Raw genomic sequence first — 12,758 nt, forward strand, 5'->3', positions numbered from 1 at the left:
ATCGGATGATTGCGGTCCGTTCGGGACGAACCGGAGGCCACGTCCGGCAGGATCCGGCTGTATCACGCGGCATGACTACTGCAGGGGGAACTGTGACACTCGCGCGCGCCGGCCGGACCTTCACCACCGTCGTGACCGCCCTGGTGGTGACGTCGCTCCTCGGGGCGGCCCCAGCGGGAGCGGGTCCCCTGGGCACTGCCGTCGAGGACGCCCCGGCGGTGACCGGCCTGTCCCCGGCCGTCGTCGCGCGCGGGAGCGCACTGACCATCGCCGGCACCGGGTTCTCCGAGACGCCGGGCGGGAACGCCGTGTCGATCAACGGCGTCCCCGCGGTCGTGACCGCGCAGACCTCGACCGCCGTCACCGTCACGGTGCCGACGACCGCGACCACGGGCCCGGTCGTCGTGCAGACGTCCACCGGCACGGCCGAGAGCCCGACCGACACCACGATCCCGCCGACGGGGTTCACCGTGGCGCAGACGCTGCCCGCGAGCCGGCTGACCTCGGGTGTGGCGTCGACCGCCCGCGTCGCCGTGGTGGACCAGGTGGCCGTGCTGACCCTGCCTCTGCAGACGACGGACCGGCTCGCCGTCCGCCTCACCGGCTCGACCTTCGGGAGCTCCACCTCGAAGGCGCGCGTGAGCATCCTGCGCCCGGACGGCACCGCGCTCGTCGCGGCCACCGGCTTCGGCAGCGCGGCGCTCTGGCTCGACGCCCGTGCCGTGCCGGCGGTGGGCACGTACACCGTGCTGATCGACCCGCAGGGAACGGCGGTGGGCGAGGTCCAGGTCGAGGCGTTCCGGGTGCCGGTCGACGCCACGGCCGACCTGGTCCCCGGCGGCTCCCCGGTGACCGTCACCACCACCGTGCCCGGACAGAACGCGGTGGCCACCGTCGCCGCGACCGCCGGGCAGACGGTCGCGTTCACCCTCTCGGCCGCGACGCTCGCCACCCCGACCGCCGCGACCGTGCGACTCGTGGGCCCGGACGGCTCGGTCGTGCTGGCGCCGGTGAGCCTGCCCAGCGCCGGGGTGTTCCTCGACGCGGTGACCCTGCCCGTGGCGGGGACGTACTCGCTGGTCGTCGACGCGGCCGGTGCTCAGACCGGTGCGGTGACCGTGCGCGCGCACGACGTGCCGACGGGCCCGGCGCAGCAGGCCTCCACCGACGGCACCCCGGTGCTGGCGAGCGCGACGACGCCGGGGCAGAACCCGGTCGTCACGTTCCCGCACACCGGCGGCCGGTTCGCGGTCGACCTGTCCGCCTCGACCTTCGGCTCGAGCACGTCGAGCGCCAGGGTGTCGGTGCTCGGCCCGGACGGCGCCACGCTCGTGGCCCCGGTCGGCTTCGGCACCGCCGGGAAGTTCCTCGACGTGCGCACCCTCGACGCCACGGGTGACGTGCGGGTGGTCGTCGATCCCGCCGGTGCCCTGCTCGGCGGCGTGACCGTGCGGGTGTGGGCGGTCCCGGCAGACCCGACCGCGGTCGCGCCGCTCGACGGCACCGCCGTCGACCTGACCACGACGACACCCGGTCAGAACGCCGCCGCGACGTTCACCGCGACGGTCGGCTCCCGCGTGAGCCTCTCGGCGCGCACGGCCGCCTCGACCGTCACGGCGCTGGTCAGCGTCGTCGGCCCCACGGGTGCGACCGTCGTCGCACCCGTCACCGCCTCGACCTCCGGGACGTTCGTCGAGCCGTTCACGATCGCGACCGCCGGCGTGCACCGGATCGTCGTCGACCCCACCGGGACCACCACCGGCACCGTCACGCTGCGCGCCTCCGCCGTGGTCGACGACACGCGCGCGCTCGCCCTGGACGGCACCGCGACGACCGTCGCGGTCCCCGTGCCCGGGTCGGTCTCCCGTCTGGTCACCCACGCCGAGGCCGGCGAGAGGCTGAGCGTCTCCCTGACCGCCAGCACGTTCGGCAGCTCGGCCGCCAAGGTCTCGGCCACCGGTCCGGGCGGCGTGGTGCTGGTGGCCGCGCGGTCGTTCAGCGCGGCAGGCACCTTCCTCGACACGTTCGCCGTGCCCGCGTCCGGGGACGTCACGCTCACGATCGACCCGGTGGGTGCGGCCGTCGGCCAGGTGGACGTCGCCGGCTGGCGGGTGCCCGCCGAGCTCGTGCTCGAGGGTGCGGTCGGTGCCGAGCCCGTCACGGTCGCCACGGGAACCCCCGGTCAGGGTGGGCGGCTCGGCTTCACCGGAGCGGTGGGTCAGAAGGTCGCGCTGCGGCTGACCGCGTCCACGTTCGGCTCGTCGACCGCGAGCGCACGGGTGTCCGTGCTGCGACCGGACGGCACGACGCTGGTCGCCGCGACCGGGTTCGGCACCGCCGGCGTCTTCGTCGACCAGCTCCAGCTGACCCTCGCCGGGCGGTACGAGGTGGTGGTCGACCCGCAGGGCACGGCCACCGGCCAGGTGGCCGTCGAGTTGGTGGACCTGGACGGGCAGGTCGTCGACGCGACCCTCGACGGGACGCCCGTGACCGTCGCCACCACCGACGCGGGCCAGAACGCCCGGATCCGCTTCGCGGGCGTGGCAGGTCAGCGCGTCGCGGTGAAGGTCACGTCCTCGAGCTACGGCTCGACGAGCACCCTGCGCCTCACGCTCACCGACGGCGCGGGGACAGTCGTCCTGCCCACCACCGGTGTGGCCACCGGGACGTTCGTCGAGCCGCGCACCCTCACGACGGACGGCGTGCACACGCTCACCGTGGACCCGCAGGGCACGGCCGTCGGCTCGGTCACGCTCGAGCTCGTCCCGGTCCCGCAGGACGACGTCGTCGCTGCGGCGGCCGACGGCACGCCGATCACGTTCACGGTGGGGACGCCGGGCCAGAACTCGATCGCCGAGCTGACCGGGACCGCCGGTCAGGTGGTGTCCCTGGTGGTCGCGGGCTCGACGTTCGGCTCGAGCACGGCGAACCTGCGTGTCAGCCTGCTGGCGCCGGACGGCACGGCGGTCGTGGCGGCCACGGGCGTCGGCTCGTCGGGCCTGTTCGTCGACGCCCGCGCCCTCCCGCAGACCGGTGTGTACCGGGTGCTCGTCGACCCGCAGGCCGCAGCGGTGGGGTCGGTGCGGGTGACCGTGCACCCCGTCCCGGACGTCGTGCCGGTGGCCCTCGTGGCCGACGGCGACCCGGTCACGCTGGTGACCGGCACGCCGGGGCAGGGCGCGGCCGCCGAGGTCGAGGGTGCTGCCGGCGGGCTGCTCGCCCTCCGGTTCACCGGCGGCACGTTCGCGAGCGCCAAGGTCAGCGTGCTGCGCCCTGACGGCACCACGCTCGTGGCAGCGACCACCCTCGGGTCGGCGCTCTTCGTGGACACGCTCGAGCTGGTGCAGCCGGGCATCTACCGCGTGGTCGTCGACCCACAGGCCGCGGCCACGGGCCAGGTGACGATCGAGGCGTTCCACGTGGACCCCGACGTCGTCGTCCCCGCGACGGCCGACGGCACGGCGACCACCGTCGCGACCACCCTCGGGCAGGACGCCCGGGTCACCTTCGACGCGGCCGCCGGGTCGCGCGCGAGCGTGCAGCTGACCGCGTCGACGTACGGCTCCTCGACCGGTAGCGCCCGCGTCTCCCTGCTCGCGCCCGACGGCACGGTCCTTGCCACTGCGACCGGCTTCGGGACCGCCGGCACCTTCGTCGAGCCGCGCGCGCTGGCGGTCTCGGGCACGTACACCGTGCTCGTGGACCCGCAGGGCGGCGCCGTCGGGTCGGTGGACGTCGCCGTGTTCGACGTGCCGGCCGACGTCGTCCAGCCGATCGAGGCGGGCGGTCCCGTGGCGGTCACGACCGTCGTGGCCCCCGGCCAGAACGTGGTCCTCGAGACCACCCTGCCCGCCGCGGTCCCCGCGCGGCTGCGGGTGTTCGACGGACCCGCCTCCGCGCGCGTGACGGTGCGGGGACCGACCGGCACGACGCTCGTCACGCGGACGGTCTCGACCTCCGGGTCCGTGCTGGCGTTCACACCGACCGTGGCCGGCACCCACACGGTCACCATCGACCCGACGGGCGTCGCGGTCGGGTCGTGGAGCGCGGAGCTGTACGGGGCGGTCGGCACCCCCGTCCTCACCGCGTACCCGTCCGAACCCTGGATCACCACGGGTGAGGTGGACGTGTACTGGAGCGTCGATGCGGCCGGGACGATCGCCGGCTACGCGGTCGCGGTCGACGCCAGCCCGACCACCGACCCCGGGACGACCGTCGAGGAGGACCTGACCACCTCCCGGCACCTGAGCCTGGCCGACGGCGAGCACTGGGTGCACGTGCGCGCGGTCCTCGCGGACGGGACGGCGAGCAACGTGGCCCACCTCCGCGTCGGCGTCGACACGGTGGCCCCCGAGCTCGGCGCGCTGCGCAGCCCGACGCATCCCGCGGGGGTCGTCTCGACGCAGCGCGACGTGACCGTGGAGTGGGACGCCCCGGACGACACGTCCGGCATCGCGGGCTACGACGTGCGCGTCACCCGCGACGAGCTGCCGCCCGCACCGCCCGTCGCGTCGCTGTTCCGGGCCCCCCTCGTCGTGGACGCCGACCACGAGGGCGTGGACACCACCGAGACGACCGCGGTGCTGCCGCTGTCGGACGACGGCGAGTGGTTCGTCCACGTGCGCGCCCAGGACCTGGCCGGCCACTGGAGCCAGTTCTCCACCTATGCGGTGGCGGTCGACTCGACGGCGCCCTCGGCCCCCGAGGTCGCGGGGTCCCACACGCAGGACGTGCCCACGAGCCAGCGGCACGTGGTCGCGACGTTCTCGGCCGCCGAGCAGGACCACGTCGAGGCGTGGGCGGCGGTGCTCGACGCGAGCCCGACGACCGTGCCGGACCCGGCGCTGGCCCGCACGGAGGCCCGACTGGCCACGACCGTGGAGCCGGGCACGTGGTGGCTGCACGTCGTCGGCAAGGACACGCTCGGTCGGTGGGGCGCGACGCGCCACGTGCGGCTGGTGGTCAGCGACGACCCCTACGTGCTCGACGTTCCGGCCGGCCGGCACCTGTGGTCCCCGACGACCGTCGTCACGACGTGCCCGGCGGGCGCGGGCGTCGGGCTCGGTGTGGTGACCGCCGACGGCCCCGCGGTCCGGGTCGCCGACCTGGTCGGCTCCGGCACCTGCTCCGGGACGTGGGACGTCACCGCGACGGCCGACGACATGCGGACCTGGCCGGACGGTGACTACCAGCTGGTGGTCGTCGACGCGACCGGCGCCGAGGTGTCCGAGCGGGTCGCGGTGACGGTCGACGCCGCCGCCACGACGACGCAGCGCCTGCAGGCCGACCACGCCGCCGGCCTGCTCACCGCCGACCAGCTGGCGCGGCTCCTGCTCCAGGCCACGATCGACCCCGTCGCGCTGCCCGAGCAGTACCGGACGGGCGCGGTCGCGGACACACCCAGCAGTGCGGACCTCGTCGGCGCCCTCACCGCCGGGGGGACGATCTCCGACGAGCTCGCCGACCTGCTCACCCCGGTCGACGAGACCCCGGTCGCCGGTCGGGCCATGCGGGGAGCGAACGTCACCGCGTGCGGCAAGGTGATCCGGTTCCTCGACATCCTGTTCGACTGCATCGCGGTGTCCGACAACTTCGTCGTCCACTACGAGTCCGACCAGGTGGGCGAGACCGAGGACGGAGGCACCTCCTCGGAGTTCGTCACGATGATCGTCGACGGCCTCGAGCGCGCGCGGCAGGTCTACCAGTCCGAGGGCTTCCGGGTCCCCGACTACAAGGTCAACGCCTACCTGTCGCAGTACATGCAGGAGGGCGCGGGGATCTCGCTGCCCCGGATCCCCCGCGCGTTCGGCCACACGCCGGCGGCGATCATCATGGACTCGGACCCGACCGAGGTCACCGAGTACCTGCCGCACCACGAGTTCTTCCACCAGGTCGAGTACCAGTACGTGTCGGCGGCGCGGGTCGCCAACCCGGTCAACAACCCGTACTGGTGGATGGAGGCGTCGGCCGAGTGGGGGGCGCACCTGGTGCAGAGCTCGGTGCCCGGGCTGACGCAGCGGTCGTCCTACGCCATCTCGCTGGACGACTTCGTCGAGCGTTCCCGGCTGCCGTTCGACGCCGGTGACCTGGCCTCCGCACGCGGCCCCGAGTACGGCGCGTTCGTCATGGCCGAGTTCCTCGACGAGCAGTACGGCGGGCCGTCCGCGGTGGAGAAGAGCTGGGCGGAGATCGACGACTGGCCGTTCGGCCGCTCGCCCGCGTCCGCGTTCGAGGAGGTCGCCAAGGGCGGCGGCGACTCCTACGCCGAGGCCATCGACGAGTTCCGGCAGAAGATGTACGCCCTCGGGTACGACGAGGGCGTCGGGTTCGTCGACGAGGACGCGCAGCCGGGCGGGATCTGGCGCAGCCGCCTCGGTGCCGACACCCGCCCGCCGACCACGACGCTGCAGCTCACGGGCACCGTCACCTCCGGGTCGGGCAGCATCCGGCTGGCCGCCGGGGGCGCCGAGTACGTCGAGGTGACCAAGCCCGCCGGCGTGACCGGCGAGCTCGACGTGTCCGTGCACGGCCCGGACGGCACCACCTACGCGTCGGTGCTCGGCGTGTCCGACTACCCGGACCTCTGCGCGGGTCCGCGTGAGGTCAGCCGCGGCGACGAGGACGGGTCGGTCTCGGTGACGCTCGACGACGCCTGCCCGACCGCGGTGCTCGTCCTCACGAACACCGGCAAGGTGCCCAGCCCCACGGTCGCCCTCATGCCCCGCGGGACCTCCGAGTTCACCTGGGACGTGGCGTTCGCGCCGCGCGGTGCGCAGCTCAGCAACGGCACGATCGACATCGGGGTCACCCGGCTCGGGTCGGTGATCCTGGACGACCTCGGCCTGCGCAGGGCCGACTCCCCGGAGACCGAGGTCCTGGCGCAAGGCTGCGCGTGCGAGGCGTGGGGGATCGGCAACCAGTGGGACCACGGCAGCGTCGACTCCCAGGGCTCGGCCAGCAACGTCACGCTCCGGTCGTTCCAGGCGGACGCCGACTCGGCCGAGATCGTCACCAGCACGGGGGACCTGCGCGTCACGCACGAGTACGAGCCCTCGTCGGACGACGACCTCTACGCCGTGAACGTGACCGTGGAACGCACGGGTGCGCTGGTGAACTCCGACCACGTGACGTACCGGCGGGCGGTCGACTTCGACGTCGCACCGACCCCGTTCGACGAGTACGTGACCTGGGCGAAGACCTCGGACGGGGACGACAGCAACGTCGTCGTGCTCACCAACGACGGCTTCGCGTACGCGGACCCGACCAGCGCGGCGACCTCCCTCGGCTCGGTGGGCTACGTGGACCGGTACGGCCCGACCGACCAGGGCGGGCTCATCGACCTCGACCTCGGGCCGGTCCGTCCCGGCTCGCCCGTCACCTTCACCCTCTACTTCGGTGTCGCTCTCGACGCCGACGAGGCGCGGGCCTCGGTCGAGGGCGTGGGTGCGGACGTCTACCTGCTCGGGGAGCCCAGCTCCGAGCTGTCCACCAACACCGCCGTGTTCGCGTTCCGCGCGGGCGACATGGGCGACGGGCCGATCGAGGCCCGGACGATGCCGCGCGGGCTACGCTCCGAGTCGCCCGCGCCCGCGCCGACCGTCGGTCGCGGGACGGCACCCGTGCAGCAGGGGGGAGGCGCTCCGTGACCGTGCGGCACCGGCTCGCCGCCGTGCTCGGCGCCGTCGCCCTCGTCGCCACGCTCGCGGGGTGCATCGACCACCCGCCGGACGCCGCGGAGCTGACGAACGAGAGCGACCAGCCCGTGGTGGTGACGTTCGAGGGGTCCGACGAGGTCGTCGAGCTGCCCGCCCGGGAGGGCCGGAGCCTGCCCGGGGACGAGTGCGTGGGGACCGGCATCGTCGTGTCCGCGCAGGACGGCACGGTGCTCGCCTCGTTCGACGGGGGCGCGTGCACCACCACGATCCTGACGGTGCACGACGACGGCGAGGTCACCGTGCACGACCGCGGGCAGGACTCCGCGCGGCCGACCCGCGACGGGTGACCGACCGGGGCGCTAGTTTCGGCTCGTGCCGCGCCGCGACGACCACTCGGTCTCCCGTCGGCTGCGACTGACCCTCGGGATCGTGGCCGTGCTGCTCGGCGCCGTGCTCGTGGTCCGGCCGTTCTCGTCGCTGGCCGTGCTGGTGGTGGTCGTCGTGGTCGGGCTGGTGGTCCTCGGGATCGACGAGCTGGCGGACGGCGACCGGTGGTCGGTGGTGCGCGGCTCGGTCTCGCTGGGTGCCGCGCTCGCGGTGGTGGTGTGGCCGGGCGTGACTATCCGCGTGCTGGCCCTGGTGGTCGCCGCGGCGATGATCGTCGACGGCGTGCTCGACCTGGCCCGTTCCCGGGGCGTGCACGGGACGGCCCGCGCCAACGCGGTGGTCGGGGGCACCACGGCGATCGTGCTCGGCCTGCTCGCGCTCGCCTGGCCGGACGTGACCGTGCTGGTGGTCGCCGTCGTGTTCGCGGTGCGGCTGGTGATCGTCGGGGTCCGCGAGATCGTGGCCGGTGTCCGCGGGCAGGACGCCGACCTCGGGCGGCTGTGGCCGCGCCGGCGGGCCCCGCGCGGTGGCTGGTGGCGGCTCACCGGCTCGGTGCTCGGGGCGCTGGTGGCGCTCGTCCTGGTGCTGGCCGGCGTGGTCGTGCAGCGCGGCGTGCCCCGGCCGGACGCGTTCTACGACCCACCCGACGACGTCCCGTCCGCCCCCGGGCAGCTGCTCCGGAGCGAGCCGTTCACCAGCGACGAGATCCCCGCGGGCGCCAGGGCGTGGCGGATCCTCTACACGACCTCCCGCGACGAGGGGCGTCCCGCGGTCGCCAGCGGGCTGGTCGTCGCGCCGGAGTCGTCAGGCCCCAGCCCCGTGATCGCGTGGGCGCACGGGACCACCGGTGTGGCGAGCGGGTGCGCGCCCTCCGTGCTGACCGACGGGCTGAGCGCCGGCGCGATGTTCGTGCAGGACGACGTCCTGGCGGAGGGCTGGGCCCTCGTCGCTCCCGACTACACGGGTCTGGGCACCGAGGGGCCGCACCCGTACCTGATCGGGCAGGGTGAGGGGCGCTCGGTGCTCGACGCGGTCCGGGCGGCGCACCAGCTCTCCGACGCCGACCTGGCCGACGAGACCGTCGTGTGGGGTCACTCGCAGGGCGGCCACGCGGCGCTGTGGACGGGGATGCTCGCGCCGTCGTACGCGCCGGAGCTGCGGATCGACGGGGTCGCCGCCCTGGCACCCGCGAGCAACCTGCCGGCGCTGGTGGACGTCGTGGAGAACGTGACCGCAGGGGAGCTGTTCGCGTCCTACGTGGTGGAGGGCTACACGGCCGAGTACCCCGACGTGAGCTTCGACGACCTGGTCCGGCCGGGCGCGCGGATCATCACGCGCGAGATGGCCCAGCGGTGCCTCGCCGAGCCCGGGGTGCTCGTCTCCGTGCTCACGTCGGTGGCCCTGGACCGGCCGATCTGGTCGGGCGACCCCAGCAGCGGCGTGTTCCTCGACCGCCTGGTCCAGAACGTGCCGTCCGGACGCATCGCGGCGCCGCTGCTGGTGGCGCAGGGGATCGACGACGCCCTCGTGACGTCCGCCGCCCAGGCGGACTACGTCGACGACCGGTGCGCGGCCGGCTACGCGGTCGACTACCGCACGTACGCCGGCCGCGGGCACGTGCCGCTGGTCGAGGCAGACTCTCCGCTGGTGCCCGAGCTCGTCGCGTGGACGTCGGACCGCTTCGCGGGCGAGCCGGCCACCGACACGTGCCCGTGAGTCAGTCGAACAGCTCGCCCAGGAATCCGCCCGGCTTCTTCTTCTTCTTGTAGTAGTCGTCGCGGTCGCCCCGATACCGGTCGTCCCGGCGGTCGTCCTCGGGGTACCTGCTGGGTGCCGGCGCCGCCTGGCGCGAGCCGTAGAACGCGGCCTCGGCGTCCGTGAGCTTCTCGAGCTCGCCGCGGTCCAGGAAGATCCCCCGGCAGCCGGTGCACTGGTCGATGGTCACGCCGTTGCGCTCGTACGCGCGCATGTCGGATCCGCACTTGGGGCAGACGAGCGGGGTCATGGGGTCTCCGTCCGGATGGGGGCTGTCCAGGGTGGAACGACCGGGACGGCCGGAGGGTTTCCTGTGCCTCGGCCGAAGGGACGACGACGCCGCGGCCCAACGGCCGATGACCGGCGCGCCGTGGGTGACCAGGCTCGGACCACGACGATCCGATCCTGACGAAGGGGGCCTCGTGCCCAGACACGCGTGGCGCATCCCGGCCGGCCTGATCCTGTTGAGCCTGGTCCCGATGCTGGCCGGCGCGATCCGGCTGGCGGAGCTGGCCGGCGGCCCGGAGGTCACGCCGGACAACGCGCGGTTCGTCACGATGCCGCTGCCGGTGGTCGTGCACATCGTGGCGGCGAGCGTGTTCTGCCTGCTCGGCGCGTTCCAGTTCCACCCCGGGCTGCGCCGCAGGCGTCCGCGGTGGCACCGGCTGGCCGGTCGCATGGTGGCCCCCGCCGGGATCCTCGCGGCGCTCGCGGGCCTGTGGATGGCGGTGTTCGCGGAGCTGCCCGCCGGGGACGGTCCGCTGCTCGAGGTGTTCCGGGTGGTGTTCGGCTCCGCGATGGTCGCGTTCCTCGTGCTCGGCGTCCTGGCCATCCGGCGCCGGGACGTCGTCACGCACAGCGCCTGGATGACCCGCGGCTACGCGATCGGCCAGGGCGCCGGCACGCAGGCCGTGCTGTTCATCCCGTGGACGCTCGCCGGGACGGTCGGCGAGACGAGCCGCGCCCTGATCATGGGCGCGGCGTGGGTGCTCAACCTCGCCGTGGCGGAGTGGATCATCCGCCGGCGTCGGCGTCCTGACCGGGCAGTCGCCCGCCCGGTCAGGACGACCGCGGTCAGCTCCGCGGCAGCGCGCCCGGCAGCGGCGGGACGACCGGCGGCAGCGCACGCTCCGGCGCCGCACGGCGTTCCGCACTACCGAGCGGCACCGTGAACGGCTGCACGTCACCGGTGCACACCGTGCCCGGCGCGGGTGTCCGGGCCCGGAGCAGGTAGGTGTCCACCGCGTCGGTCACGCACGCCGACGTGCCGTAGGCCGTGTGGCCCCAGCTGTCGCTGGACAGCAGGCGGCTGTTCGGCAGCAGGGACGAGGCCGCCACAGCACCGTCGTAGCTGGTGGCCGGGTCCCAGTAGTTGCCGACGACGAGCACGGGCGCCGCGGTACGGCGCGTGAACGGACCGGCGTACGCGTCCTCGTCGCGAACCGTCCACGTCGACGACGCGCACGGGGACGAGGCCCACGTCCACAGCGGACCGAACCCCGGGGCGACGGCGTCGGCGCGGGCGGCTGCCGGCACCCACCTCTCGGCGCGCGCGGGGTTGAGCCCGTCGGTGCACAGGACGCTCTGGAACGCCTCAGGCGAGTTGTCGTACGGGAAGCCCAGACCGAAGGCGTCGCTGCGCTGCGCGGTCGCGTGCAGCGCCTCGTACTTCTCCACCAGCGGGGCGCTCGTCGCGGTGGTGCCGCCGGCAGCGAGCAGGGTGGCGACGAGCGTCAGGTCCTGGTCGACGTAGCTGTAGCCCTCCGGCGCGTACAGGTCCCCGAGCAGGAAGCTGATGAGGGTCGCGTGGGTGAGCACGAAGACCGGCTCGCCCGTCTCGTCGACGATCGTGAGCGGCTCGGCCTTCAGCGACGCGATGATGTCGGCGTAGACGGTCTCCGGGTCGCCCAGCGCCGCCAGCGCGCAGAACTCCGGGCCTGCGGCGGTGCACCGGGCGAGGACCTCGTGGAGCGCCTTCGAGGCGGCCTCCCCGGACTTCAGCCGCTGCGTCTGCGGGATCCCGGCCGTCGCCGGCGTGCCGGCCCAGGCCACGGGGTCGAGCACGCCGTCGATGACCACGGCCCGCACCCGGTCGGGGAACAGGTTGGCGTACACGTTGCCCAGGTAGCTGCCGTAGGAGAAGCCCAGGTAGCTGAGGCGCTGGTCGCCGACGGTCCGGCGCAGGACGTCCATGTCCCGGGCCACCTCGGCGGTCGACATCGAGCCCGACAGCGGCGTGCCGGTGGTCGAGCAGGCGATGCCGAACGCCTTCGACGAGGCGATGTACGCGCCGGTCTCCGCATCCCCGACGGGGAACGGTGTGGTCAGCAGCGGGCCCAGCGCGTTCGCCTGCTCGCCCAGGTTCCGGAAGCACTGCACGTTGCTGCTGTAGTTGGTGCCGCGCGGGTCGAAGCCGACGACGTCGAACCGTTCCAGCAGCGCCGGCGACAAGAAGAACGGCGCCGCGGCGGCGATCTGCACCCCGGAGCCGCCCGGTCCGCCAGGGTTGAGGAACAGCGTCCCGAGCTTGCGCGACGGGTCGGTCGCCGGGACCTTGAGCAGCGCGACCTCGGTGGTCGCCTTGCGGGGCTGGTCGTAGTCGAGCGGCAGCTGCACGGTGCCGCACTGGGTCCGTGGCCCGAAGGCCGTCGAGCAGTCGAACCACTGCGGGTCCGGGGCGGGCACCCGGTCCACCCGGGCCGCCTCGGTCCGGCTGGTGCGGTCGGACGGTGGTGCGGCGCTCGCGCCGGTCGCTCCGAGGGTGACGACGAGGCTGAGCGCTGCGAGCAGCGTGCCCCACCTGCGGACATGGAGTCGTACGGCAGTCATGCATACCCCCTGCACGTGTGTCCGCCGGCCGCTCGCCCCCTGCGTCCGGTCCGGCCCTGGACGCGTCACACCCTGTCGGACCGCAGGGCGGCACGACAAGCCCTTGATCGCGTTATCGTCGCCGGGGCCGCG

At 74.2% G+C, this 12,758-nt stretch carries 6 protein-coding genes; 4 read left to right on the forward strand and 2 right to left on the reverse strand.

The window, feature by feature from the left end; translation table 11 throughout:
• Nucleotides 1-92: 92 nt before the first annotated feature.
• The 3 genes from HP550_RS18005 to HP550_RS18015 are packed head-to-tail and all read left to right on the forward strand — an operon-like array spanning nt 93 to nt 9,758.
• Complete coding sequence (locus HP550_RS18005) at nt 93-7,646, forward strand: IPT/TIG domain-containing protein (RefSeq protein WP_175349053.1); 7,554 nt, start codon at nt 93-95, stop codon at nt 7,644-7,646.
• On the forward strand, nt 7,643-8,002 hold the full coding sequence (locus HP550_RS18010; RefSeq protein WP_175349054.1) for a hypothetical protein: 360 nt from the start codon (nt 7,643-7,645) through the stop codon (nt 8,000-8,002). Before HP550_RS18005 ends, HP550_RS18010 begins: the two co-directional genes overlap by 4 nt.
• Before the next feature lie 25 nt (nt 8,003-8,027).
• Nucleotides 8,028-9,758 (forward strand): lipase family protein, encoded by a 1,731-nt coding sequence (locus HP550_RS18015; protein WP_175349055.1) that lies wholly within the window; start codon nt 8,028-8,030, stop codon nt 9,756-9,758.
• Nucleotide 9,759: 1 nt separating this feature from the next.
• Here the strand turns inward: HP550_RS18015 and HP550_RS18020 are convergent, their stop codons facing one another.
• Entirely contained in the window at nt 9,760-10,047 is a 288-nt protein-coding gene (locus HP550_RS18020) for a TFIIB-type zinc ribbon-containing protein (RefSeq protein WP_175349056.1), read from the reverse strand.
• 172 nt (nt 10,048-10,219) lie between these two features.
• Between HP550_RS18020 and HP550_RS18025 the strand changes: the two genes are divergently transcribed.
• Nucleotides 10,220-10,969, forward strand: coding sequence for a DUF2306 domain-containing protein (locus HP550_RS18025; protein ID WP_343048250.1), 750 nt, complete (start codon nt 10,220-10,222; stop codon nt 10,967-10,969).
• On the opposite strand, the gene HP550_RS18030 is transcribed toward HP550_RS18025, so the two are convergent.
• On the reverse strand, nt 10,872-12,626 hold the full coding sequence (locus tag HP550_RS18030; protein WP_175349058.1) for an alpha/beta hydrolase: 1,755 nt from the start codon (nt 12,624-12,626) through the stop codon (nt 10,872-10,874). The two genes, HP550_RS18025 and HP550_RS18030, sit on opposite strands and share 98 nt — an antisense overlap.
• Nucleotides 12,627-12,758 lie beyond the last annotated feature (132 nt).

Source organism: Cellulomonas humilata (genome assembly GCF_013359775.1).
In the GTDB taxonomy this organism is placed as follows: Bacteria; Actinomycetota; Actinomycetes; order Actinomycetales; family Cellulomonadaceae; genus Cellulomonas; species Cellulomonas humilata.

Coding starts and splice junctions, on each gene's coding strand:
- HP550_RS18020 (WP_175349056.1), bottom strand. CDS start 10,047: ATGACCCCGCTCGTCTGCCCCAAGTGCGGATCCGACATGCGCGCGTAC.
- HP550_RS18030 (WP_175349058.1), bottom strand. CDS start 12,626: ATGACTGCCGTACGACTCCATGTCCGCAGGTGGGGCACGCTGCTCGCA.